The 26,132-nt window shown below is 46.4% G+C and carries 24 protein-coding genes; 22 read left to right on the top strand and 2 right to left on the bottom strand.

All coding sequences use genetic code 11. The features are described 5' to 3' along the window. The first annotated feature begins 1 nt into the window (after position 1). Both BTR1S_RS12555 and BTR1S_RS12550 read left to right on the top strand, forming a co-directional pair. Positions 2 to 1,333, top strand: coding sequence for an ATP-binding protein (locus BTR1S_RS12555; protein WP_029419459.1), 1,332 nt, complete (start codon positions 2 to 4; stop codon positions 1,331 to 1,333). A gap of 7 nt (positions 1,334 to 1,340) precedes the next feature. Then, a complete protein-coding gene (locus tag BTR1S_RS12550; RefSeq protein ID WP_006640058.1) occupies positions 1,341 to 2,276 on the top strand; it encodes a response regulator in 936 nt (311 codons plus the stop codon). Positions 2,277 to 2,325: 49 nt separating this feature from the next. Here BTR1S_RS12550 and BTR1S_RS12545 read toward each other — a convergent pair whose 3' ends face one another. Then, complete coding sequence (locus BTR1S_RS12545) at positions 2,326 to 2,853, bottom strand: GNAT family N-acetyltransferase (RefSeq protein WP_029419458.1); 528 nt, start codon at positions 2,851 to 2,853, stop codon at positions 2,326 to 2,328. Between the two features lie 374 nt (positions 2,854 to 3,227). Between BTR1S_RS12545 and phoD the strand changes: the two genes are divergently transcribed. The 19 genes from phoD to BTR1S_RS12450 all read left to right on the top strand — a co-directional run bounded on the left by phoD (position 3,228) and on the right by BTR1S_RS12450 (position 24,004). Then, a complete protein-coding gene (gene phoD, locus BTR1S_RS12540) occupies positions 3,228 to 4,979 on the top strand; it encodes an alkaline phosphatase PhoD (protein ID WP_006640060.1) in 1,752 nt (583 codons plus the stop codon). 21 nt (positions 4,980 to 5,000) lie between these two features. Continuing rightward, positions 5,001 to 5,213, top strand: coding sequence for a twin-arginine translocase TatA/TatE family subunit (locus BTR1S_RS12535; protein ID WP_006640061.1), 213 nt, complete (start codon positions 5,001 to 5,003; stop codon positions 5,211 to 5,213). 70 nt (positions 5,214 to 5,283) lie between these two features. Further along, entirely contained in the window at positions 5,284 to 6,018 is a 735-nt protein-coding gene (tatC, locus tag BTR1S_RS12530) for a twin-arginine translocase subunit TatC (RefSeq protein WP_029419457.1), read from the top strand. A gap of 192 nt (positions 6,019 to 6,210) precedes the next feature. Next, positions 6,211 to 7,137 carry a 5-dehydro-4-deoxyglucarate dehydratase gene (gene kdgD / locus BTR1S_RS12525; protein ID WP_006640063.1) on the top strand — a complete coding sequence of 309 codons (927 nt, stop codon included), beginning with the start codon at positions 6,211 to 6,213 and terminating at the stop codon, positions 7,135 to 7,137. Between the two features lie 20 nt (positions 7,138 to 7,157). Then, complete coding sequence (gene gucD, locus BTR1S_RS12520) at positions 7,158 to 8,624, top strand: alpha-ketoglutaric semialdehyde dehydrogenase GucD (RefSeq protein WP_029419456.1); 1,467 nt, start codon at positions 7,158 to 7,160, stop codon at positions 8,622 to 8,624. Between the two features lie 40 nt (positions 8,625 to 8,664). Beyond that, positions 8,665 to 10,041 (top strand): MFS transporter, encoded by a 1,377-nt coding sequence (locus BTR1S_RS12515; protein WP_029419455.1) that lies wholly within the window; start codon positions 8,665 to 8,667, stop codon positions 10,039 to 10,041. 37 nt (positions 10,042 to 10,078) lie between these two features. Next, positions 10,079 to 11,446, top strand: coding sequence for a glucarate dehydratase (gudD, locus tag BTR1S_RS12510; protein WP_029419454.1), 1,368 nt, complete (start codon positions 10,079 to 10,081; stop codon positions 11,444 to 11,446). A 106-nt stretch (positions 11,447 to 11,552) separates the two neighbouring features. Further along, on the top strand, positions 11,553 to 12,254 hold the full coding sequence (locus tag BTR1S_RS12505) for a FadR/GntR family transcriptional regulator (protein ID WP_269154408.1): 702 nt from the start codon (positions 11,553 to 11,555) through the stop codon (positions 12,252 to 12,254). Between the two features lie 87 nt (positions 12,255 to 12,341). Beyond that, positions 12,342 to 13,868: a galactarate dehydratase gene (garD, locus tag BTR1S_RS12500; RefSeq protein WP_029419453.1), complete on the top strand. Its 1,527-nt coding sequence runs from the start codon at positions 12,342 to 12,344 to the stop codon at positions 13,866 to 13,868. A 312-nt stretch (positions 13,869 to 14,180) separates the two neighbouring features. Beyond that, a complete protein-coding gene (yvcA, locus tag BTR1S_RS12495) occupies positions 14,181 to 14,891 on the top strand; it encodes a lipoprotein YvcA (protein WP_034326570.1) in 711 nt (236 codons plus the stop codon). A 1-nt stretch (position 14,892) separates the two neighbouring features. Beyond that, a complete protein-coding gene (locus BTR1S_RS12490; RefSeq protein WP_029419452.1) occupies positions 14,893 to 16,815 on the top strand; it encodes a DUF6792 domain-containing protein in 1,923 nt (640 codons plus the stop codon). Positions 16,816 to 16,830: 15 nt separating this feature from the next. Next, on the top strand, positions 16,831 to 17,181 hold the full coding sequence (locus tag BTR1S_RS12485) for a hypothetical protein (RefSeq protein WP_029419451.1): 351 nt from the start codon (positions 16,831 to 16,833) through the stop codon (positions 17,179 to 17,181). A gap of 255 nt (positions 17,182 to 17,436) precedes the next feature. Further along, complete coding sequence (locus BTR1S_RS12480) at positions 17,437 to 18,117, top strand: response regulator transcription factor (RefSeq protein ID WP_087962547.1); 681 nt, start codon at positions 17,437 to 17,439, stop codon at positions 18,115 to 18,117. 1 nt (position 18,118) lies between these two features. Beyond that, complete coding sequence (locus BTR1S_RS12475) at positions 18,119 to 19,054, top strand: HAMP domain-containing histidine kinase (RefSeq protein ID WP_006640073.1); 936 nt, start codon at positions 18,119 to 18,121, stop codon at positions 19,052 to 19,054. 95 nt (positions 19,055 to 19,149) lie between these two features. After that, the gene (locus BTR1S_RS12470) at positions 19,150 to 20,073 is read left to right on the top strand and encodes an ABC transporter ATP-binding protein (protein WP_029419450.1); all 924 of its coding nucleotides are present in this window, start codon (positions 19,150 to 19,152) and stop codon (positions 20,071 to 20,073) included. A 14-nt stretch (positions 20,074 to 20,087) separates the two neighbouring features. Beyond that, a complete protein-coding gene (locus BTR1S_RS12465) occupies positions 20,088 to 20,771 on the top strand; it encodes an ABC transporter permease (RefSeq protein WP_029419449.1) in 684 nt (227 codons plus the stop codon). A gap of 15 nt (positions 20,772 to 20,786) precedes the next feature. Beyond that, on the top strand, positions 20,787 to 21,485 hold the full coding sequence (locus tag BTR1S_RS12460; RefSeq protein ID WP_006640076.1) for an ABC transporter permease: 699 nt from the start codon (positions 20,787 to 20,789) through the stop codon (positions 21,483 to 21,485). A gap of 137 nt (positions 21,486 to 21,622) precedes the next feature. Then, positions 21,623 to 22,693, top strand: coding sequence for a DUF3900 domain-containing protein (locus BTR1S_RS12455; RefSeq protein WP_029419448.1), 1,071 nt, complete (start codon positions 21,623 to 21,625; stop codon positions 22,691 to 22,693). A 129-nt stretch (positions 22,694 to 22,822) separates the two neighbouring features. Next, complete coding sequence (locus BTR1S_RS12450) at positions 22,823 to 24,004, top strand: DUF4885 family protein (RefSeq protein ID WP_006640078.1); 1,182 nt, start codon at positions 22,823 to 22,825, stop codon at positions 24,002 to 24,004. Between the two features lie 144 nt (positions 24,005 to 24,148). Here BTR1S_RS12450 and BTR1S_RS12445 read toward each other — a convergent pair whose 3' ends face one another. Then, on the bottom strand, positions 24,149 to 24,805 hold the full coding sequence (locus BTR1S_RS12445; RefSeq protein WP_006640079.1) for a pentapeptide repeat-containing protein: 657 nt from the start codon (positions 24,803 to 24,805) through the stop codon (positions 24,149 to 24,151). 367 nt (positions 24,806 to 25,172) lie between these two features. Here BTR1S_RS12445 and BTR1S_RS12440 point away from each other — a divergent pair, with 367 nt between their 5' ends. Beyond that, complete coding sequence (locus BTR1S_RS12440) at positions 25,173 to 26,081, top strand: macrolide 2'-phosphotransferase (protein ID WP_006640080.1); 909 nt, start codon at positions 25,173 to 25,175, stop codon at positions 26,079 to 26,081. Positions 26,082 to 26,132: the final 51 nt, after the last annotated feature.

Genomic DNA, 26,132 nt, shown 5'->3' with positions numbered 1-26,132 from the left:
TATGCTTAGGAGAAATTGGGACGAGACTATAAAGATGTTTGGCCAGCTTGCCAAAAAAGACGGCTACATTTTACTGCTGATGCTTTTAACCGTGCCGCTGGCCGGAGAATTGAAGTTTTATCCCCTGAATGAGACCTTTCGGGTCAGTTTTGGCGTGCCGACGTTTTTCTTTTTTTTATTATTGCTTCGAAATGTCCCGGCTATTTTGCCCGGGCTTTTAACAGGTGCAGCGGTTGTTTTCTTCCGGATGGCGCTTGACCTTTGCACAGAGGAGCATCTCGATTGGACGGCAGCTTTTTACACGCACGTCCCCACCTTTTTCTTTTATTTTACATATGCTTTCGTTTTTTATTTGGCCAAGCTCAGACGTTTTTTTCAGTACAGACCGCTAGTTATCGGATGTCTCGGTTTCATCATCGAAATCATCGCCGATTGTGCGGAATTATCCGTGCAATATATGATGTTCTCATCTACGGTTACGCCGGAGGAGCTGCGCGATATGATGACAATTGCGTTTTCCCACAGCTTTATCGTGCTCAGCTTTTTTAATGTCATGAAGCTGTACGAGACGCAGTCGAGGGAACGGCAAGTCCGCGAGCAAAATGAGCATATGCTCATGATCATTTCAAATTTATATGAGGAAACCATCCATTTGAAAAAAACCTTAAAAAATACGGAGCAGATTACAAACGAGTCCTACCAGCTATACCGTCTTTTGCATAAGCGGAGCCTTGAAGACCCTTTCGAGCAGAAGCTCAGTCTGAAGGTCCTGAAGCTGGCCGGCGAGATTCATGAGGTCAAAAAGGATAATCAGCGGATTTTTGCCGGGCTTTCAAAATTGATTTCGAATGAAAATTTCAGGGATTATATGAAGGCGGAGGATTTGGTTCGCCTTGTGGTTGGAATCAACCGAAAATATGCTGAATCGCTTGAGAAGGACATTGACTTTCAATATTCAATCATAGGCGAGCATCCGAAATACCGCGTCTATCTCGTGCTGTCGATACTCAACAATTTGATGGCCAATGCTGTGGAAGCCATTGGGGACAGGGGTTCTGTCCGCCTCCACCTTTTGAAAGGGGAAGAAGGAATGGTAGAATTTCAGGTGGAGGACAATGGACCCGGCATTCCGGAAAAAATCGGGGATGTTGTGTTTGAGCCGGGATACACTTCAAAGTATGATGAACTTGGCACACCTTCAACAGGAATCGGCCTATCCTTTGTTAAGGGAATCGTCGAAGAGTTTGGAGGCGGAATTGTGTTTTGCAATAAACCGAGGGGAGTCGTTTTTTCGATCAAGCTTCCTGTTCAACAATTGATTCAGAAAGGATGAATGGCCTATGCGCTTTTTTATCGTTGACGATGACCGCGCCGTGCGCTCTATTTTAAAGCAGATCATTGAAGATGAGGATTTGGGAGAGGCGGCGGGAGAAGCGGAGGATGGCAGTCAATTAGAAGGACATGTTTTGCATTTAAAACAGATTGATGTTTTATTGATCGATCTCCTGATGCCGGGCCGCGACGGAATTGAGACGATTCGCCATCTGCAAGGGTCTTTCATGGGGAAAATCATCATGATTTCCCAGGTGGAATCAAAGGAAATGGTTGCAGAAGCCCACTCTCTCGGAATTGAATATTATATTCATAAGCCGATTAACCGAATCGAAATATTAAACGTCATCCAAAAAGTCAAAGAACGGATCGAATTAGAAAGGTCAATTCAGGATATCCAATCTTCTTTAAGCCGCCTGGTGAACGTAAACGGCAGCGGAAGAAACGTGCTGAGAGACAAAAACATCCAGGAAACGGGCGAGTTTCTCCTTTCTGAATTGGGAATCGTCGGAGAAAGCGGCTCTAAAGATCTGATCGCCATCCTTCAATATTTGTTTGATGATGAGCAAACATCATTATATGAAAAAAACTTTCCCCCGCTGAAACAAATCTTTATCCGGGTGGCAGAGCAAAAGCTCGGACAGGCTGCTTCGCCCATTGACATCAACCGTGAGGCCAAAGCGTCAGAACAGCGGATACGAAGGGCGGTCACCCATTCATTAAACCATTTTGCATCACTTGGTTTAACAGATTTTTCAAATCCGAAGTTTGAAAGCTATGCCTCAAGGTTTTTCGACTTTACGGTGATCAGCAAAAAAATGAAAGAGCTGCAGAAGGATTCGTCTGCCGGACTGACGTCCACCCGTGTGAACACGAAAAAGTTCATTCAAGTGTTCTTTTTGGAAGCCAAGCGCTTGAATGAGAGTGCGGGGAAAAAGATCTAGGTGAAATAAAAAAGATTGATCCAAACGATGGATCAATCTTTTTTTATGCTTATTTAAGAAACTCTCTTTTCAGCAGGGAAAACATGTAGACATCGATGAACACGCCTTTTGATTTCTCATATTCTCTTAAAAGGCCTTCCTTTTGAAAAGAGAGCCGTTCAAGGAGCTTGATGGATCCTTTGTTTTCAGGTTCGACCTTTGCTTCAATCCGGTTTAGCTCCATGTCTGTGAAGCCATGGCTGATCAGCTTTTTGACGGCTTCAGCAGCAAAGCCTTTCCCCCAATGGGGACTCCCCAGGTCATAGCCGATTTCAGCGCGGCTGTTTTCCTCGTCAATCATATTGAAGCCGCATGTCCCGATGACGTCATTTGACTCTTTTAACACGATTGAATAACGGTTTGCCTGGCCTTTAAGGCAAAGATCACTGATCAGTTGTATCATGTCTTCCGCTTGTTTCGCGCTGGTGAAGGGCGCGATGTTCATATATTTCGTGACGAGCGGATCTGACCAATAATGATAGAGAGTCTCCGCATCCTGCAATTCCATTTCTCTTAATATCAATCTTTCAGTTTCCATGGTCTGCCTCCTACATATGTTTGCTTTGGCTTGTTTTCATTACAATGAGAAGACCATTTGACTATCTGCGCATCGTTCATTCCTTTCTATGTGAATGTTTCTTAATTTTACCATGGATGGAGACGCTATGTTTCCCTTTTTTAAAAAAAATGTGAAGAAAAACAGGAGAAAAGTTCTGACGGATGGGCTGGCAGCTTGTCGAATTCATAGGTGAATGGATTGGTTTAGGACAAATTTCGACATAAATCTTAAAAAGGCGCTTTAATCAAGCAGGTGCCGCCATGTTTTTCGTTTTACAAAAGTTTACTGTGTGTTAACAAATGGCTCCTATAATAGAACCCGATCAATCATTTGTATAGAGAGGGGTATTGCGAATGACACATGAAGGGCCGCTCGAGGAATGGATGAAAAAACTGAATGAGGAAAGCTTGAAAGGCAATGCGTTTGACCGCCGCCGTTTTATTCAGGGGGCTGGAAAAATTGCCGGGCTTTCCCTGGGGCTTGCGATTGCACAATCGATGGGGGCAATGGAAGTGAATGCAGCGCCGAAATTCTCCGAATATCCTTTTACACTTGGCGTTGCATCCGGTGATCCGCTTTCAGACAGCGTCGTTTTGTGGACAAGGCTGGCGCCTGATCCGCTCAATGGAGGAGGCATGCCAAATGAAGCCGTTACTGTGAAATGGGAGATGGCAAAGGATGAACATTTCCGGCACATCGTCAAGCGCGGAAAAGAGAAGGCGACACCTCACCTTGCCCATTCCGTACATGTCGAAGTCGACGGATTGAAGCCTGACCATGTGTACTATTACCGTTTTAAATGCGGCAATCAGCTGAGCCCGGTGGGAAGAACAAAAACCCTTCCAGAACCGGGGGCGGACGTTTCTAAATTCACATTCGCTTTTGCCTCCTGCCAGCAGTACGAACACGGCTACTATACGGCCTATCAGCATATGGCGAAAGAAAAGCTCGATCTCGTCTTTCATCTCGGAGACTATATTTATGAATATGGTCCAAATGAATATGTATCGAAAACAGGAAACGTCAGAACCCACAGCGGTCCGGAAATCACCTCGCTTCTTGATTACCGCAACCGCCATGCCCAATACCGCTCAGATGCGAATCTGAAAGCCGCCCACGCCGCCTTTCCGTGGGTCGTCACATGGGATGACCATGAAGTCGAAAACAACTACGCGAATACGATTCCGGAAAAAGGCCAGTCTGTTGAAGCGTTTATCAAGCGCCGGGCCGCCGCCTATCAGGCTTATTATGAGCATATGCCGCTCCGCCGCAGATCGCTGCCGAACGGTCCTGATATGCAGTTGTACCGGAATTTTCAATACGGCAATTTGGCCGATATCAATGTTCTTGATACACGGCAGTATCGCGATGATCAGGCGAATGGCGACGGCAATAAGCCGCCTTCTGATGAATCGAATGATCCGAAGCGAACGCTCCTTGGCGCCGAACAAGAGGCCTGGCTGCTTGACAACCTGGACAGGTCTGAAGCTCACTGGAATATCTTGGCGCAGCAGATTTTCTTTGCAAGATGGAACTTCGGGACAAGCTCCGCACCTGTTTACAGCATGGATTCGTGGGACGGCTATCCGGCTCAGCGCAAACGGATTATCGACTTTATCAAAGGGAAAAACCTGAACAATATTGTCGTCCTTACGGGAGACGTGCATGCAAGCTGGGCTTCAAATCTGCTCATCGATTTTGACAATCCGAAATCAGCGATTTTCGGCGCGGAATTTGTCGGAACGTCGATCACGTCCGGAGGAAACGGCGCGGATAAAAGGGCGGATACCGATCAGATCCTGGCGGCAAACCCGCACATCAAGTTTTTTAACGATTACCGCGGCTATGTCCGCTGTACGGTCACTCCTGAAGAATGGCGGACTGACTACCGGGTCGTTCCATATGTGTCAGAACCGGGAGCCGCCATTTCGACAAGGGCTTCATATGTTTATCATAAAGATCAGACAGGACTGAAACGGACAGCCTCAAATCTCGTGCCTGGAGGCGTGAAGAAATCGAACGAAGTCGAAGAAGACCGGTTTATTGCACATACAAGAGCGCACCAAAAACAAATGAAACAAAAGCAGAAAAAAGTAACCCAGTAACCAGCGAAAGGATGACGGAAGATGCTATCCAATATCGGTATTCCCGGTCTCATTTTGGTCCTTGTGATTGCCTTGATTATTTTCGGGCCTTCGAAGCTTCCTGAGATCGGGCGGGCTTTCGGCAAAACGCTGACCGAATTCAAAAGCGCGACAAAATCTTTAGTATCTGCCGATGACAATGAGATCGGACAGGAGTCTGATGCGAAAAAGCAAAGCGATCCATCGGCGCGATGATCAATAGAGCGGGCGGGTGAACCCGTCTGTTCTTTTTTCTGTTTAACATGCGAAGGGGAGGAAGGCGAAGGTGAAAAAAAGGGAAACACATTTGATTGCCCATCTTGAAGAGCTGCGCCAGCGAATCATTAAAACGCTTCTTACGTTTATTCTGTTCCTCATTACCGGCTTTTTGTTTGTTCAGGACATCTATGACTGGCTGATCAGAGACCTTGATGAAAAGCTTGCTGTATTGGGGCCGGGGGATATTCTTTGGGTTTATATGATGATTGCGGGGGTGCTGGCGATCGCTGCCACCATACCGGTGGCTGCTTTTCAGACATGGCGGTTTGTGGCGCCTGCGCTGACCGACCACGAACGGAGGACGGCATTATTTTATATTCCGGGACTGTTCATTTTTTTTATTTTGGGGATTGTGTTCGGTTATTTTGTACTCTTTCCGCTCGTTCTTCAGTTTTTGATCGGCTTGTCCGCCGGCCATTTTCAAACGATGTTTACGGCGGAGCATTATTTTCGCTTTATGATGAACCTCACACTGCCATTCGGGTTTTTGTTTGAAATGCCTCTCATCGTGATGTTTTTAACGAGCCTCGGGATTTTAAATCCGGCCAAGCTCAGTAAAATGAGAAAAATTTCTTATTTTGCGCTGATCGTCGTATCGGTTGTGATCACGCCGCCCGATTTGATCTCAGATGTGTTGGTGATCGTCCCGCTGCTTGTATTATACGAATTAAGCATCTCTTTATCAGCGTTTATTTACCGGAAAAAAACCGCTGCACAACCAGGGGCTGAGGCTCAAGGCTGAAGACGGACTGTGTCTTCAGTCTCTTTTTTTTGCTTGAAATGAAAAAATCAGAAAATAATGATATTGACAATTTGTTTATTTGTCTTACAATTAAACGAAAAGATGAATGGGGGGATTTTCTAAAACAGAGACATTGTATCTTAGTGAATGACAACGCTTTCTCAGGATATGAACGACAGGGGGATGACGGAGATGAGTCAATTACGGAAGGCGCCGGAAGGCATATTGGGTTTCCCGGTGGCGCCCTTCAACGGGCAAGGAAAACTGGAGGAAGAAGCACTTTACGAAAACATCCGCTTTTTATTGGCTGAAGGGCTTGAGGCGGTTTTCATCGCTTGCGGCTCAGGAGAATTTCAATCTCTCAGCGAAAAGGAATATGAGCAAATGGTCGAAATTGCCGTTTCGGCGGCGGGCGGGAAGGTGCCTGTATACACAGGAGTGGGCGGCAATTTAAGCACCGCTTTGGAATGGGCGCGGATTTCCGAAGAAAAAGGGGCCGACGGCTATCTGATTCTCCCGCCGTACTTGATACACGGAGAGCAGGAAGGCCTCTATCAGTACACAAAAACAATCATTGAAAGCACGGATTTAAATGCCATTATATACCAGCGCGACAATGCGGTTTTGACGCTTGAACAGATTCAGCGGCTGACCGGTCTCGAGCAGCTTGTCGGACTCAAAGACGGCATTGGGGATATGGCTTTGAATATCAGTTTGTCATATACGATAGGAGACAGGCTGGGCTGGCTCAACGGAATGCCGATGGCTGAAGTCACGATGCCGGCCTATGCTCCGATTGGCTTTACGTCGTATTCTTCGGCGATATCCAATTATATTCCCCATATTTCAAGAATGTTTTATGAGGCATTATTAAACGGCAACGACCGGCTTGTCAAACAGATTTATGAGCATGTCATCATGCCGATTAACGAGATTCGCAAACTTCGGAAAGGTTATGCGGTATCCTTGATCAAAGCCGGCATGGAAATCATGGGCCTTCAGGTGAAAAACACGGCGAGACCGCCGATTGTTCCGGTGGAAAAAGAACATTGCCGGCAGCTCGAAACAATTCTGAAAAACGCGATGGCGCGTTATCCGAAAAAGACCGCTGCCCTATAAACAAAAGGAGGAACTTGAAGATGTCTGTTGCAGCTGAAAATAAAACGTATTTCAACTTTATCAACGGCCGCTGGGTGAAGGCTGAATCGGGCGGGATGGAACAGAGCTTGAACCCGGCTGATACACGGGATATCGTCGGGCTTGTGCAAAAATCTTCGATTGAGGACGTAGACAGGGCGGTTGAAGCGGCCAAGCAGGCCAAAAAGGCTTGGAGAAAGCTGTCGGGGGCGGAGCGCGGTCAATTTCTTTACAAGGCCGCTGACATCATGGAACAGCGCCTCGATGAAATTGCCGAGTGCGCGACGCGTGAAATGGGCAAAACACTGCCTGAAGCAAAAGGAGAAACAGCGCGGGGAATCGCGATTCTCAGATACTATGCCGGAGAGGGGATGCGGAAAACGGGCGATGTGATTCCGTCGACCGATACATCCGCTTTCATGTACACCGACAGGGTGCCGCTCGGCGTCGTCGGCGTCATCTCGCCGTGGAATTTTCCAGTTGCCATCCCGATTTGGAAAATGGCGCCGGCCCTCATCTATGGCAACACGGTCGTCATCAAACCGGCTACGGAAACTGCAGTCACCTGTCTTAAGGTCATCTCGTGCTTTGAGGAAGCTGGGATTCCGTCAGGCGTGGTCAATGCGGTGACAGGACCGGGATCATCGGCCGGCCAAAGGCTTGCCGAGCACCCCGATGTGAACGGGATTACGTTTACAGGGTCGAACCAAACAGGAAAAATCATCGGCCGGACGGCGTTTGAAAGAGGGGCGAAGTACCAGCTTGAGATGGGCGGCAAAAACCCGGTGATCGTAGCAGATGACGCCGACCTTGATATTGCGGTTGAAGCGGTCATCAGCGGAGCGTTCCGGTCGACAGGCCAAAAGTGTACGGCGACAAGCCGCGTCATCGTCTTAACCGGTGTTTATGACCGGTTTAAAGAAAAGCTGCTTCAACAGACAAAAGAGATTACAATCGGCGACAGCTTAAAAGAAGATGTCTGGATGGGACCGATTGCGAACAAACAGCAGCTTGACAACTGCCTGTCCTATATTGACAAAGGAAAGCAAGAAGGCGCTGACCTCATTTTTGGCGGTGAGAGGCTGGCAGATGGGAAATACGAAAACGGCTATTATATCAGGCCGGCTATTTTTGACAACGTCACTTCCGGCATGACGATTGCCCAAGAAGAGATTTTCGGCCCGGTTATCGCTTTAATCAAGGCGGATACACTTGAGGAAGCTTTGAAGACGGCCAATGACGTCAAATTTGGCTTGAGCGCCTCCATTTTCACGCAAAACATCGGCCGGATGCTGTCATTCATAGATGATATCGAAGCGGGGCTCATTCGCGTCAACGCCGAAAGCGCCGGTGTCGAACTGCAGGCGCCATTCGGAGGCGTTAAACAATCGAGCTCGCATTCACGGGAACAGGGGGAGGCAGCCAAAGAATTTTTTACAGCCGTGAAAACCGTATTTGTCAAACCGTAAATCAACCGTCTCGGTACAAATGAATAAAGGAGAAGATGCTATGAAAAAAGATCGTGCAGCCTCCCCCCATACCGCGGGGAAAAGAAGTTCTGTCCGCTGGTTTGTCGTGTCTATGCTGTTTCTCGTCACATCCATTAATTATGCCGACCGTGCGACGCTCTCGATCGTCGGCGATTCTGTGCAGCATGAGCTTGGGCTGAGTTCGGTGGCGATGGGGTATGTCTTTTCCGCATTTGGCTGGGCGTATGTTGTCGGCCAAATTCCCGGAGGCTGGCTGCTCGACCGCTTTGGGTCGAAAATCGTCATCGCCGCCAGCATCTTCTTTTGGTCATTGTTTACCTTTTTGCAGGGAACGCTTGGCTTTTTCGCCGCGGGAACGGCCGTTATCCTCTTATTTGCGCTCCGGTTTCTCGTCGGTCTGTCAGAAGCGCCGTCCTTCCCCGGCAACGGCCGGGTGGTGGCTTCCTGGTTTCCAAGTTCTGAACGCGGAACGGCGTCGGCGATCTTCAACTCGGCGCAGTACTTTGCACTCGTCATTTTTTCACCGCTGATGGGGTGGCTCGCCCACTCTTTCAGCTGGCATACGGTTTTTGTCATTATGGGTGCACTGGGGATCGCGATGTCGTTCATTTGGCTGAAAACGATTTACGAACCGAAAAAACACCCGAGAATAAACGCCGCCGAACTGGCGTACATCGAAGAAGGCGGCGCGCTTGTCTCGATGGATGAGGGAAAGAACGCGGAAAAGAAAGAAAAGGAGTCGCAATGGCCTTACATTAAGCAGCTTTTAAGAAGCCGGATGCTGCTCGGGGTGTATATCGCCCAATACTGCATCACAACGTTGACCTATTTCTTTCTAACGTGGTTTCCGGTTTATTTGGTTCAGGCGCGCGGCATGTCGATCCTTGAAGCGGGTTTCGTTGCATCGCTTCCTGCAATCTGCGGATTTTTAGGAGGATTGCTGGGCGGGTTCGCGTCAGACTATCTTCTGAAAAAGGGCTGTTCGATTACGGTTGCCAGAAAAACGCCGATCATCCTCGGCATGTTAATGTCCTGCTCGATGATCATATGCAACTATGCAGATTCGGCTTGGCTGGTCGTCTCCATCATGTCGCTTGCCTTTTTCGGAAAAGGATTCGGCGCGCTGGGCTGGGCGGTCGTGTCAGATACCTCGCCAAAGGAGTGCGCCGGCTTGAGCGGCGGCATCTTTAACACCTTTGGAAATATTGCGTCCATCACGACGCCCATTATCATCGGATATATCGTGAGTGCGACAGGCTCATTTAACGGAGCGCTTGTGTTTGTCGGCGCCAACGCGATTGCCGCGGTATTAAGCTATCTGTTTCTGGTCGGGCCGATCAAGCGCATCGAGCTTCAGAAAGGGGAAGACCCGACAGACACCCCTTTATCCATGTGAAATGTAAGCGCTTTAAAAAGAGGGAGGCTAAATCGATATGAATACACCCATCCATCAGCAGGTAAAAGAGGAGAATACATCACAAACACCGTCTATTGCAGACATGCGGGTCATTCCCGTGGCAGGACGCGACAGCATGCTTCTGAATTTGAGCGGAGCCCACGGCCCCTTTTTCACACGGAATATTGTGATTTTAAAAGATTCATCAGGCGCTCTCGGCGTCGGCGAAGTGCCGGGCGGCGAGCGGATCCGCCAGACGCTGGAACAGGCGAAACCGCTTGTCATCGATCAGCCGCTCGGCGCGTTTCAATCGATTTTACAGTCCGTCAGGCGCCGGTTTAAAGACCGTGATGCCGGAGGGCGCGGGGTGCAGACCTTTGACCAGAGGACGACCATACACGCAGTGACCGCATTGGAAGCAGCTTTGCTCGATCTGCTCGGAAAATTTCTCGGCGTCCCTGTGGCTGCGCTCTTGGGGGAAGGACAGCAGCGGGAAAAAGTGAAGATGCTCGGCTATTTGTTTTACATCGGCGACCGAAAGCGCACCACACTTCCCTATATCAGCGAACCAGAGGCAAATGACGACTGGTTCCGCCTCCGCCGTGAAGAAGCGTTGACACCCGGGGCGATCGTCCGTCTTGCAGAAGCAGCTCAAGAGCGCTACGGTTTTCACGATTTTAAATTAAAAGGCGGCGTTCTTTCGGGGGAAGAAGAAATCGAGGCGGCATCCGCTTTAGCGAAGCGGTTTCCTGAGGCGAGAATCACCCTTGACCCGAATGGCGCGTGGCCATTGGAGGAAGCGATTGCGCTTTGTAAGGGAAAACGGGATGTGCTCGCCTACGCGGAAGACCCTTGCGGAGCGGAAGCCGGATACTCGGGCCGGGAAATCATGGCCGAATTCCGCCGTGCGACAGGCATTCCGACAGCGACGAATATGATTGCGACAGACTGGCGGCAAATGGGGCATGCGATACAATTGCACGCCGTTGATATACCGCTGGCAGATCCGCATTTTTGGACGATGCAGGGATCCGTCCGCGTTGCTCAAATGTGCCGTGAATGGGGGCTGACATGGGGCTCTCACTCCAATAACCATTTTGACGTTTCTCTGGCGATGTTCACCCACGTTGCCGCAGCAGCTCCGGGCGACATTACGGCGATTGATACGCATTGGATTTGGCAGGATGGCCAGCGTCTGACAAAACAGCCTTTTTCAATCGCTGACGGATATATCCAAGTTCCTGATCAGCCGGGGCTCGGCGTTGAAATCGATATGGAACAGGTGGAAAAAGCAAATGAACTCTATGAGAAAATGAAAGCAGGCGAGCGGAACGATGCCGTTGCCATGCAGTTTTTGATTGAAAATTGGCGTTTCGACTCTAAACGTCCGTGTCTTGTTCGATAATTGCGGAAACTTCGGTTTGAGAGGCCCCTAGCCGACATTGTCATACGCGATATTTTGTCTTACAATATGAACAACTGAAAGGGGGCCCACAGTCGTGGAAGAAGATATGGAAACATTGCAGGTCGAATCAGTCAATCGCAAGACTTTGGCAAAACAGGTTGTTGAACGAATCGTCCATTTATTATCAAGCGGCCAGTTGAAACCGGGGGACAAACTGCCGACGGAGATCGAGCTCATGGAAAAGCTGAATGTCAGCAGACCCGTTCTCCGCGAAGCTTTAATATCACTCGAAACGCTCGGAATTATCAAAAGAAAAACCCGAGACGGCACGTATTTTAATGATAAAATCGGCATCCAGCCGTTTTCTGTCATGCTGGCTTTGGCGGTCGATAATTTGCCGGCCATTATTGAAGCGAGGATGGCGCTGGAACTCGGGCTTGTCACGATCGCCGCAGAAAAGATCAATGACAGTCAGCTTGAAAGGCTGCAGGAAACGATCGATATCATTGCAAACAGCACGGATAATCATTATGGAGAAGCGGATAAGGAATTTCATCGGATTATCGCTTTAAGCGCGAACAACCCGGTGCTCGAAGGCATGATTCAATCACTCTTGATCACACACGCCAAAATCGACAGCCAGATTCCATACAGGGAAAGGGACCGGACTGTCGAATATCATACGAATATTTTGAAAGCCCTTCAACAAAGGGATCCATATCAAGCCTATCACCATATGTATGAGCATTTAAAATTTGTACGCGACAAAATACTGAATGGTCTTCGTGATGAAAAAAACATTCATTAAGTTGTTTGACAGCGCTTTCTAACATGTGCCGCGGCGGGAGAAGGGCCGCGGACAGGCGCTGATCGAAAAGGGGAGTTGATCAAAACTATGCGTGTCAATCAAACTGAAGCCCCGCTGTACATTAAGGTGAACGCAAAAGACAATGCCGCAATCATCGCCAATGCCGGCGGACTGCCGAAAGGGACGGTGTTTCCTTGCGGGCTTAAACTGCAAGAGCGCATCCCCCAAGGTCATAAAGTGGCTTTAACAGACATCACACAAGGCGGAGCCGTTATTCGCTATGGTGAAATTATCGGCTATGCCGTCAAACCAATAGAAAAAGGCGTGTGGATTTCCGAGTCGCATATCATGCTTCCGGAAGCCCCGCCGCTCAATGAACTGCCCATCGCCACCAAAGTTCCAAAACCCGCTCCCTCTCTCGATGGGTACACATTTGAAGGATACCGGAATGAAGACGGAAGCGTCGGCACGAGGAACGTGCTGGGCATCATGACAAGTGTGCAATGCGTGGCAGGTGTTCTCGATTACGCTGTTAAACGAATTAAAGAGGAACTGCTCCCAAAATATCCGAATGTTGACGGCGTAGCTGCATTAAATCATCAGTACGGCTGCGGCGTGGCGATTAACGCGCCGGAAGCCAGGATCCCGATCCGAACGATTCAAAATATCGCCAGGCACCCCAATTTCGGCGGCGAAGCGATGGTGATCGGACTCGGCTGCGAGAAGCTTCTTCCGACGAGGATAGAGCCGGAAGGAGACGCTGAAAACATCCTTTCATTGCAGGAACGGCAGGGGTTTCAGCAAATGATACAATCGATTATGGAAATGGCCGAAGAGCGCTTAAAAAGGCTGAATGAACGGAAGCGGACGACATGTCCCGTTTCAGACCTGGTGATCGGCCTTCAGTGCGGGGGCAGCGACGCTTTCTCAGGGGTGACCGCAAACCCCGCGGCGGGATATGCGGCCGACTTACTGGTTCGGGCAGGGGCCACGGTTTTATTTTCAGAAGTCACCGAAGTCCGCGATGCCGTTCATCTCCTAACGCCGCGCGCCGTCAATGAAGAAGTAGGCCGCGCCCTGATTCGGGAAATGGCTTGGTATGACCGCTATCTTGAAAGAGGCGAGACAGACCGAAGCGCCAATCCGTCGCCGGGGAACAAAAAGGGCGGACTGGCAAACGTGGTCGAAAAGTCGCTCGGATCGATCGCGAAATCGGGAAGCAGCCCGATCAGTGCCGTACTGGCGCCTGGTGAAAGAGCGGTACAGAAAGGACTCATTTTTGCGGCGACACCTGCAAGCGATTTTATATGCGGCACCTTGCAATTGGCTTCGGGCATGCATTTGCAGGTGTTTACAACCGGAAGGGGAACGCCGTACGGCCTTGAAATGGCTCCGGTGTTGAAAGTGGCGACCCGACAATCGTTATCAGAAGATTGGCACGATTTGATCGACGTCAATGCCGGACGGATCGCAACAGGCGAAGCTTCAATAGAGGAAATCGGCTGGGAGATCTTCCGGACGATACTTGACGTCGCAAGCGGAAGGAAAACATGGGCGGAACATTGGGGACTCTCCAATGACTTGTGTTTGTTCAACCCGGCGCCTGTGACTTGATTGGAAAGCACCTTAATATAGGTGCTTTTTTAATTTGAACTCACTTTTGACAAAAATTATAAAGTGGTGCTTTTTTCATATTTCCTCTTTGATGAACTAAACCGCAATACCTCTCAAAACCTTGATGCATCAACCAAACTGCCTGTTTTTTAAGAGGGGGAACACGCGATTTTCAACGATGGTGATTCCTATTTCCTATTTATCTAATTTATTCCATGATGTAACATAAAAAAGTATTATTTTCAAGCAGGTCATTCGCATCAAAACGAAGCGCTTGCAGCTTAACTTAAGAGCCCTTGGAGGTTTAATAAAATGAAAAAGATGATGATATTGTGTTTTGCTATAATACTAGCTTTTACAGGAGGATGCAGTATGAACGACAGCCAAAACGGCAAGAACGGCAATCAAGAAGAAGCGGTCAAACCGAAAGACGTGGACCCGAAAGACCTCCCGCAGGTCCCTGCGTTCCAGGATGAGAAAACAAGAGAATACATGGCATCAACAAAGGAAGTCGAGCCCGGGTACTATTTGCTAGAGTCTAAGCTGAAAGGGTTTACGATGTTGTTTCCGGAAGATGGGAAGTATGATGACAATTTATCCTCTCTCGGGAAAGATGAAGAGATAATATCTTTCTATAGCTATGATGAAAAAACAAATGTTGCTCTTAATGCTTCTGTAGAATATTACCGAAATCAATCTTTCATTAATAATCCAAATGAAATGTTAGAACAAGTGAGAGAGGAAAATGGATATAAAGGACAATTTGAAAAGTTCGAGGAAAAAGATAAGGATATTTATTTTGCATATATGAAAACTGTTCACGACGATACAAATCAAAAAAACAATGAGACACATTCCTATATTGGTTATATAAATAAAGAAGATTATGTTGGTGTACAGTTTACATTTGATTTTACTTGCCTAAAGAGTTCAGAACCTTGTTCACTTGATGTTGATTCTGCTGAAAAGAAAGCTAAGAAGTTAGTCAAATCCATCATATTTTTAACTGTTAAGGAGAAATAGGATGGCAACTAAAAATATATTTGAAAATGAAAATGTTAAGCTTCGTATAATAAACCTTGAATATAGTTATAAGAATAGGTTTGCTTCAAATAATCAAAATGAAGTGAAAAAAGCTAAAGACGATTTTGAGGCAGACGTTCGCAGAATTTATAAAGAGGAAACAAATCATGAACTGCCAGAAAATATTGAGATTTTTACATCAAAAGAAATTCTAGAGCATAGTAAGGATAAAACAATCAGTCAATCAGGCTATGACGGTACAGCTATTCATATAAAGGATAAGACAAAACATATTGATCAGCTCCACGTTATTTCCGAAGGCAGCGCAGATAATGAAGATTGGAAATATAATTTCTTTGGATTGTTTTTGGGAATGGATAATAGACAATATAAGGCGACAAGGGAGTTTTCAAGGGCTTCCAAGAAAAAAGCCGGTAACTCTAAAGAGTTAAAAATTTATGCTATGGGCCATTCTCTCGCGAACAATAACCAAGTTCTAGTACAGTTGGTAAATGGTGGATTTGATGAGGTTTATGGGGTAAATGGAGCCCAGATAAGTGTAGATCATTTATTGTTGGTTGATAAAAAAATGGCACGGGAATTAAGGAAGAAGTATCAAGTAAACGATCTATCGACCATCCCCAAAGACAAACTCAAAAAAGCCATCACCAAATACTACAACGACAAAGGCGTCACAGCTAACATCACCCAGCGCATTTCCAGTGACGATCCGCTCTACGGTGTCAGCGGGAAGGCTGATTTTATTACGTTCGGCGATGTGAAGATGACGAACACACACCCGAATATAAAAGGATTCCGAAGTGTCATTGATCATATTCCTGATGAAGATGTGAGGAAACTGAAAGGGTACTTTCAGAAATATGCTGCTGATTATCGAAAGGGCGGCATTCAAGGTTTTGCTATGGAAGCAATCGGCGCAGATATGGATTTTTTAAACGGAATAATCAATGAAGAGGGTACAGCTCAGCAAATAGCATATTGCTTGAAACATCCGGTCCGCCTTTCGAATATGGTGGGTGCACTTGATAAAAAGCTGCCGGAGTTCAAAGAATTTCTTGCGAAAGTCAAGGCCTACAGCGGTCCAGTTCTCAATCAGCTTGAAGCAAACGGTTATATTGATGAAGCAAAAAAGAAGACCATTCAAAAAGACATTGCCGAAGTAGAGCGGCTGACTGGAAGACTGGACGTTTTATATGAAAAGATCAAATTTCTTGTCGACTGGAAGACTGTCGTATTCACTCTAAATAATGGTCAACTTTCTCAATCACTCATGAAAAATTTAATCGAATTTTATTTAACTTATAAAGCATTGGAAGAAGCTTTGGGCAAACTGGATCAAGACACAAAAGACCTTCTCAATCTCATTGGCGAAGGCCACAGCATCACCCCGCTTCTAGACGCTTTATCCAAAAAGAAAGGCATCAGCTACAAAGGCGGAGACATCTATTTTTCAAAGAAAGGCAAGGATGGAAAAGAGATAAAGGTCAACCTGTCATCTGCCGTCAGGATTTATCAGGCGGGGATGGCCGCCATTTCGAAGATTGAGGATGAAATTGACCGCTACCAACGTGTTTTCCACCATGAAATCCACGATCATTTCGCAACTAAAAAAGCTGAGTTGACAAAAGCCATTCATGACATGGAAGCCAATCCTTCCCGCTACCAATTCGACATTCAGTTCAAGCTTGCCTCAGGCTTCGCCGGATCGACCGGAAAGTTGAATAAAATCGTTGTCCACGACTCGTACCACACGGCTCCGCTTCCTCAGTGCGACGGCGTCGTCAGCGAATTAAAAAAACAAACCTCCAGCAAAAAGAAATTTGTAAAAAGCATTCGCACCAGCATTGAAAAATTGTTCGATGAGGATGAGCAAATTTCGGCGCTGTTTGATTTTAAGACATAGGGGAGGGATATTAAGATGGTAAAACCTTTATTGGAGGAAACTGAAACAGTTTCAGCGACATATATGTTTTTAAGCAGTATTTCAGCAAAGGATAAAGCGGCCCGGCTGAATGCTCCGCTGAAAAGCGTTTTAAAAGAACTGAATGAATTTGATAAAGTGTTAAAAAGCGAAATCGAGGGGCAAAAAGGCATGATTATCACGAAAATTAAAAAAGAATTGGATCACAAAAGTGAAAACCGAAAAACCGTCATCACCCGGATGAAATCAGACAATGAGCAGTTTGCAAACAGTTATCATAACATTATTGATACTTTGCGAAAGCAAAACGTAACACTTTACTATAAAAAGAATAAGCCTCTTGATTAATAAAAGATGACCCCTGATATCAGAGGTCATCTTTTCATTCCTTTGACTTGTGTTTGTTCAACCCGGCGCCTGTGACTTGATCCGAATTAGTCGAGAAGATAGATTGATATCGCTCAAAGGATGCGGAGAGTCGAGAGGTTTCACCTAGAAAAATAAATAATTTTTGTAAAAAACACACGTTTTTCAATTACAATGGGTGTAATTGCACGTGTGTTTTTATGTTGAAAAGGACGGGGGAAAAAGATGCAGCGCATATTGCTTATTGAAGATGATCATTCGATCAGTGAAATGGTCGATCATTATTTAACAAAAGAAGGATTTGAGGTCGTGCTTGCTTTTGACGGAGAAGAGGGCGTTCGATTGTTTCAGCAGGGCAATTATGATGTGATTCTGCTCGACATCATGCTTCCTAAGCTGAATGGAATGGATTTTCTGAAAATGATCCGTGAACAGAGCAAGGTCCCGGTTTTAATGATTTCCGCAAAAGACGGGGATGTGGATAAAGCGCTGGGGCTGGGCTTTGGTGCGGATGATTATATTGCCAAGCCGTTTTCGATGATCGAATTGACCGCAAGAATAAAAGCCGCCATTCGGCGGGCAACGCAATATTCCGTCAGTGAGCCGGCAAATCAAAAAATATTGCGTGTTCACAAGCTTACGGTTGATATAGAAAATGTATCCGTACAAAAAAATGGTGAACCGCTTCAGCTGACATCGACGGAATGGAAGATGCTGACTTTGTTTGTGACAAACCCTAAAAAAGTGTTTACAAAAGAACAAATCTATCGTTCGGTTTGGAATGATGATTATTTTGGCGATCAAAATATTATTAACGTCCATATGAGGCGCCTGAGAGAAAAGATAGAGGATGATCCTTCCTCCCCGCAATATATTAAAACGCTTTGGGGCATCGGCTATAAATTAGGAGAGTTTTAGCATGACAATGTTATGGATTGGCATTCTGATAATTTTGGCGTCTCTCAATCTCGTTCAATATAAAATGAAAGGGCAACGGGATCGAAACTTGAAGTACATCACGGAAAAGCTCAGTGTGATGCTAAATGAGCATGCGGCAGATCAAATTTTATTAGGAACGGATGATAAAGTACTGCGGGCTCTGCTCGTGCAAATTAACCTGTTTGTTGAGGAGCATCAGCACATAACAGCCCGTTTTGCAAAAACGGAGCAGTCAATGAAACGAATGCTGACCAATATGTCCCATGATCTGAAAACTCCGCTGACCGTCGTGCTCGGGTATATCGAGGCGATCCAAAATGATTCAGACATGGCGGAAGAAGAGCGTGAAAGACTGCTGGAGAAGCTTTATCAAAAAACAGGTGAAATCATTCAGCTGATGAATTCTTTCTTTGACTTGGCCAAGCTGGAATCGGAAGATAAGCAAATACTGCTCACTAAAATACATATCAACGAAATATGCAGAAAAAACATTCTCCAACACTATGATGCTGTTCAGTCAAAAGGCTTTAAAGCAGTTATCGACATCCCGGATACCCCGGTATATGCACTTGGAAATGAAGAAGCGCTTGGCCGGATTCTGCAAAACCTTTTATCAAATGCGATTCAATATGGCGCAGACGGAAAGCTGATCGGATTGTCCCTTACATATGATGACACGCGGATTGTCATTACGGTATGGGACCGTGGGAAAGGGATTAGTGAGCATGATCAGCAGAGGGTGTTTGAAAGGCTGTACACCCTTGAGGAATCGAGAAATAAAGCGTTCCAGGGAAGCGGGCTCGGTTTAACAATTACAAAAAGGCTCATTGAGAAAATGGGAGGGGACATCTCCCTCCAAAGCAAGCCGTATGAACGGACAGCGTTTTCCATCACGTTAAAACGAATGACCTATTAGCAAACGTAAGAATTTCTTAAGAAACAAGAAATAAAAAAGACAGCTTCCATCGCTACAATAGACACATGAACAGAGACAGGAAAGGAGAAACAGAGTTGACTTACATCGTCCAAACAAGCGGGCTTACCAAAACATTCAAAGGTCAAGAAGTTGTTTCAAATGTAAGCATGCATATACGAAAGGGAGAAATATACGGTTTTCTCGGCCCGAACGGAGCCGGGAAAACGACCATCATGAAGATGCTGACGAGCCTCGTAAAACCGACAAGCGGCGAAATCAATATCCTTGGGCATAAGCTGACAAATCAATCATACGAGATTCTCGGCAAAATAGGCAGCATGATCGAATACCCGATTTTTTATGAAAATCTGACAGCTGTAGAAAATTTAAATCTGCATTGTGAGTATATGGGATATCACAATAAAGCCAAGATTCAGGAAGTGCTGGACATGGTGAATTTAAAAAATATCGATAGCAAGCCTGTCAAAACATTCTCGCTTGGTATGAAGCAGCGTCTTGGAATCGCGCGGGCCATTCTCACCAAACCCGACTTGCTCATATTGGATGAACCGATTAATGGCCTTGATCCCATCGGGATTAAAGAAATCAGAAACTTATTTCAAGTATTGAGCAAAGAGTATGGAATGACATTGCTCATCTCAAGCCATATCCTGAACGAAGTAGAGCAGATCGCAGATACAATCGGAGTGATTCGGGACGGCAGGCTTGTTGAAGAAGTATCGATGGAAAGCGTAAGGGGACGGAACACAGAGTATATTGAACTCGTGACGCCGAACCAATTGCATGCTTGCTTTGTGCTTGAACATGAGCTGCAGATTGCTAATTTTAAAATACTAAATGATAAAACGATCCGAATTTATGATGCCGAAGCTTCTCAAACAGCCATTTCTAAAGCTCTGATTTTGAATGATATAGAAATTGAATCGATGAATAAAAAGCATACTTCGCTTGAGGACTACTTCCTCAGCTTAATCAACGGCGATGCGGTCAACGCATAAGGAGGCGGTGACATTTGCTGAATTTGATGAGAATCGAAATGAAAAAGCTGAAGCTGGGCTGGTATGTACGCGGAGCCGTCTTTGCCAATTTCATCATTCTCGGTTTTCTGTGGATGGTGACCTTCACAGAAGGCAAGGATACGTTCCAAACGATTGATGACACATTTCTTGTGACCGGCACTTTCGTCAGAGCGGTTTTTATCGTGTTCGGCGCTGTGCTGATCTCAAAATTAGTGATTTCAGAGTTTAAAAACAAGACAATACTTGTGATGTTTACGTACCCGATCAACCGAAAAAAACTGCTGGCCGCTAAACTGCTGATCGCAGGCGGGCTGACCTTCATCACGATATTGATATCAAATGCATGCGTTGCAGCTGGTTTTTTTCTGCTGAATTCAATCTATGGGGTCATCCCCGGCGAATTAACAGCTTCTATGGTTTCTCAGCAGGCTCTGAAAATGATCGTTTTTGCTTTTGGCGCCGCAGGAACGAGTTTAGCGCCCATCTTTTTCGGAATGCGGAAGCACTCCGCTGCGGCAACGATCATTTCGTCTGTCGTGATCAGCATGCTGATCAGTTCCACAAGTCCGGGCTTTTCTATTTCTTCAATTGTTTATATTCCCTTATCTCTGGCCGCTGTCGGTCTGTTTTTTTCCTTTTTGGCTGTAAGGCGGATCGAAAAAATAGATGTATGTTAACGGAGTTGAAGTTCAATGCTGAATTTAATTAAATTGGAGTTTAAAAAAACAAAACTAGGGTGGTATTACAAAGGTGCGGTGATTGCAAATCTATGCATTCTCGGCATGTTGTGCCTGATCGGGTCAGAGGAAAAAAATCTTACTCAAGGCCAAATGTCGATGGCTGACGCGGGATCCACGCTGCTGCTTCTCGGAACTTTTGTAAGGTCTGTGTTTATTGTCTTTGCAGGCGTGCTGATTGCCAAACTGATCATCGGGGAGTATAAAAACAGAACCATCACGGTGATGTTTACATATCCGGTCAGCCGAAAAAAACTGATGGCCGCAAAACTGCTGCTCACCGGCGGATTGACCTTTTTGACAATGATCGTGTCCGAACTGATTCTTGCGTTTATTTTCTCGCAGCTCAATGATGTCTATCAATTCAGCCCGGAAAAACTGACGCTGCAAGCCATAGGAAATGAGATTGGCAGTATGCTCATCTACGCTGCTTCCTCGACAGGGTTGAGTTTTATTCCATTATACTTTGGGATGCGCAAACAATCAGTTCCTGCCACGATTGTGACATCCTGCATTTTGATTGCGCTGATCGGTCAGCAAAGTCCTGGATTTTCAATTGCTTCTATTATTTATATTCCTATTTCATTGGCTGTAGTCGGGATTGCCATTGCGTTTTGGTCGATTCGAAAAATTGACCGGGAAGATGTATTATAATATCTGCTATTTGAATAGGTGCATGAAATATGATCGCTCAAAACATATGAAGTGCCATAATTGCCAAATTGACGGAATACCGGCATTTACCTATACTTGAAGAACTGAAACAACTAGGAAACCGGGTGAACAACATCATGGAATTTGAAATTCGTTTTATTTCATTTTATGTCATACAAGTCGACGGCAAGGACGAGCAGGTCAACAAACAGTTTAAACACTTTCAGACCCTTGATACCGAAGAGTTCGAACACAGCGAGCTGAAAGATTTCTTAGACGGGGAATTAAAGAAAATCGTCAAACGGAAAGCGGACCGCCATCCGAAGTCCGAGCAGGTGCCGACGAAAATCGGCCGCTTCATCACAGAGCCGGGACATAAGCTTGACTCCAATCCAAACTACAATCTGTTTCACAAAACAAAACTGGCGGAGACAAAGGAAGACTTCAACGAACTGAGCGAACAGTTTGTGCGCACATACCTCGACACGAGCGCCGTCAGGGGAGGCGTTTTTTTAGTGGCGACAGCCGTACCGCGCAAATACTTCGATGATACATTTGTCTTTGTCATGAAGTGCGATTTTGAACCGAAGGTCGCTTCAATCGCTGATGAATCATCGCTGATCCGCAAGGTCGAAATGGCGATCACGACGAAAAACATGAAATCGATTCAGTATCCGCATATGCCTGAAGAGGGCATGACAGAGGAAAGCGAAGTGAAAATCCACCAGGCCTCGCACGCGCGCTATTTTGAAGATTTCTTAAAGTATGTCGAATACGGCGAGTCGATGCCCGAGATCATGAAGTCACAGGTCATGAATATGGTGCAGGAGCATGTGTATGAAGCTTTTGAGGACAAGAGTGAAGAGCTTCAACAGTTCGAACACGACCTTGAAATCTGGGAAGCGAGCGAAAAGCGGGAGATTCAGGAGCGTCTCGACACCCATCAAGTCATCGAAGCCTCCGCCCAGATCGTTGAACACATGCCTGAGGCAGAGCTGAAAATGAAGCTGGGAGAAACCGAGATTAAAGGATTGCTTGCTGACTTCGGAAACACGATTCACTTAGCAAAAGTAAACGGCCGCTACGTCGCGCTGATAGAAGCCGAGACGATTTCCTTTGAAAAGGGCAGCTCGCCGGTGGAGTTTTACAAGCCGGAAGGGCTGCATGAGGTGATTGAGCGGATCAGTAGGAAGAGTGTTGAAGAGTAGATAAAAAAACCACTTTGCTGGTAGAAAGCGAGGTGGTTTTTCTATTGGATTTTCTTAGTGCAAAAGGTTGAAATAAACAAAAACTAGCCGATATATAATAATAGACAGAATGAATGAGGGAGGTATCTGATGCGTCTTCATAGCCAATCCATCCGCACACAACTGATGGTCCAGAACATGCTGAAATCATATTCGTCCAATGCGAGGAATAACCGTCTTTCTGATACAGCCGCAGTGTTGGAGAAGGCATACAGCCGACTGGAGAAATCATCTGATGAAAGGCTGAATCAGCTGAACTATTCAAAAGAAAGCATCGCTAAAAATGCCGCGAGCTTCAGCAGTGCATACCACCAGGCGAATCATCAGACTGTAATCGATACAGGGGAAGAAACAATGATTCATGCAAAAAATCCGTATGAATCAGAGAGCGATATCAGAAAAAAAATCCTTGATGAAAAATACAGCAGGATCAACGCGATCAATAAAACGAAATCCGACCCTTTAGGTTATATAAAAGATAAATATAAAAATTCAAAATCCCCTTATTTTAGAAGCGATTTAACGGCGGCAGAAAGACAAGCCGCATACGACAATGAAACAGAATGGCTGTTCAAAGGAAAAGCGCAAAACTATAACATGCAGGATGCCGCGTTTCGCGATACGACTTTTAATGGAGACATAGAATCGGAGAATGAAAAGGTATTTCAACGGAATCAGGTCAACCAGCAGCTTCAAGTCTTGTTGAACCGCCATCAAATTAAAATTCCCGAGAATACGACGCTTACGTTCACGATAACACCGATTGATTACAAGGTAAAAGTGAGCGGAACGGACGATAAGGAGCTTATCCATCAACTCGAGAGTTTGCTGGAATCGGGCGAAAACAGCAAAGAACTGTTTTTGCATATCATGAAAAGCTTGAGCAGTGATTCGGCCCAATATTCAAAAGATGCGTATCAAAAATATCAGACAGTCCGTGAGATGTATGAAGTGACAGGGTACCACCTCAAGGATTTGGAAGTCGTCGACGGCCGGTTTGTCACGCCTGACGGCCGTGATTTATTAGAGGTCTATAAAGAAGAGCTGGAGAAGGATCCTGTGCAGCAAAAGACAGCTCATGATGCGCTTGCCCATTTTGGTTCAGAGCTTGGCAGGCTTGCGAAAGCCGGCTATGATTCCGTTTCGGAATTCATTTTATCCATTGATTACAGCAATGGGTCTTTGAGGGATATAGGCCAGAAGAAGAGTTACGGGACAGGAGATACAGAGTGGATTGAAAAATGGAAGCGTCAAGCAGGCATCAATTATTAGATAAGCTGTTCCTGATCGGACGGCTTATTTTCTTGTTGTAGCGTTTGTGGATGCCCGCAATCGCTCAAATCAAAGGAGCAGTTCTTGTTTGAGACGAACCCGCGGGAATTTCCCGCATTTCTTCTTGACGCAGATTGCAGTCTCCTAGTTCCCATCCTTCACAACCAGACCGAGCGCTTTGGCGAAGCCGATGGCCTGTTCGGTTGAGACGATGCAGCCGCCGAGCTTTTCCAGTGAAACCGTGAGATGGCCAAAAGAGCAGCTGCTTACATCCAGCCCGTTTAATTCGGCGCCTGAAAAATTAGACTCATTCAGATCGCATGTCGAGAAGTATAAATCCTTCAGCTGAATCTCGTAAAAATCGGCATTCTGCAGAGAACAATGCTGAAAATGAACGTGTTTGACGTTTGAAAAGCCGAATGAAGCGTAATTGGCGAGGCATTCGGCAATTAAAACGTGTCGAAGGGCGGAGTCTGAGAGATTGATGCCAAGCAGCTTGCAGTTTCTCATTTCTGTCCGGTGAATAATGGCGCCGCTGAAATCGGCATTGGACAGATCGCATGAATCGAAAATCACGTCTGTCAATTGCAAATTGCGGAATGCGGCTTGCTGGAATGTTGTGTTTTTGAAGATGACTTTCTCAAATTCAAGCTTTTCAAAAGATTGGCCGCAAACGGCGGCATTTGTTGCTATGCCTCCATAAAAATGCTTGTCATCGGTGATTTCATCGTGCACCAGGAGCGGCTCAAGCCCGTCCGGGATTTTGGGAGGCTTGATATGAGGCATTTTCTCGGCTTTCATTTCAACACCCTCCTTTTTACGGGTGGTTTTCCATTATATATTAACATTTTTGGTTGTGCAGGGTGAGCCGACCTGTTAAAATAAACCTAACTTTACAGAACGGAGGGATTCCTTTATGGCATACATCAGATTCCGATTGAACTTTGTCACCGCTAATTAAATAGTGAACAAAGTCTCTGCCTGTGCGCAGAGTAATCGGGATTGGTCCGCCTGTTTTCAGGGAACCCTTATATGCAATAAAAGAAGGGAGAGGCGCAATTCGGACGCCTCTTTTTGGCGTCTTTAAAAATGAAATGTCTCTTTTCCGTTTAGTAAAACAGCACAGGCAGATGACCTGTGTTTTTTAATGGAAAGGAGAACATCAAATATGACAAATGCAAATGAGCGCGTGAAAAAGGTGCTGAACCTGGCGGAGAAGCACGGCCTTCGCCTGAACCCTGCCAGAGCCGAGCTCGATGAGTCCGGCATGGATTTTCAAGTCGTTTTTGCAGATGACGAAACTGGAAGGTGCTGGGTGCTGAGAAGGCCGAGGCGCAGCGATGTCATCAAAAGGGCAGCGGCCGAGGGAAGGGTGCTGAAGCTGCTTCAAACCCGCCTTCAGGCCGCTGTGCCGGATTGGCGGATCAATGAACCGGAATTGATTGCGTATCCAAAGCTCGCCGGTGTTCCGGCCGCCGTCATCGATATGGAGATAAGAAATTATGTATGGAATATGAATCATCAGCCGCCGTCAGAAGCATTTGTCCGCTCGCTTGCTCAAACACTGGCGGCTCTCCACGGAATCGATCATGACGCGGCGGAGGAAGCCGGTGTGCAGGTGATGAGACCGCAGGACCTGCGCCAAACAAAAGCGGAGGAGATGAAGCGGATCAAAGAGGAGCTGGGGATTAGCGACACACTGTGGGAGAGGTGGCAAAAATGGCTGGCGGATGATTCGTGCTGGCCGGAGCATACCGCGTTTATTCATGGCGATCTTCATCCGCCCCACATTTTGATTGATTCAGATCATCAGGTTACAGGTCTGCTCGATTGGACGGAAGCGAAGGTCGCCGACCCGGCTAAAGATTTCCTCCTGTTTCAGACGATTTTAGGTGAAGCTGAAACAGCGCGGCTCATCGGCTGCTATGAAGAGGCGGGCGGACGCGTCTGGCCGGGAATGAAAAAGCATATAACCGAAATGCAGGCCGCCTACGGGATAGAGATCGCCTTGTTTGCCCTTACAACAAAGCAAAAAGAGCATATGGACATGGCGCTGGAAGCGCTCGGATTGAAATAATAAAAAAGAGCTGTCGATCTAATCGACAGCTCAGCGTGTCGGCAAACCCTC

It is taken from the genome of Bacillus sonorensis NBRC 101234 = KCTC 13918, from assembly GCF_001592005.1.
Classification (GTDB): domain Bacteria; phylum Bacillota; class Bacilli; order Bacillales; family Bacillaceae; genus Bacillus; species Bacillus sonorensis.
The sequence above is the reverse complement of the archived record's forward strand: the minus strand, read 5'-3'. Positions and strand labels throughout refer to the sequence as shown.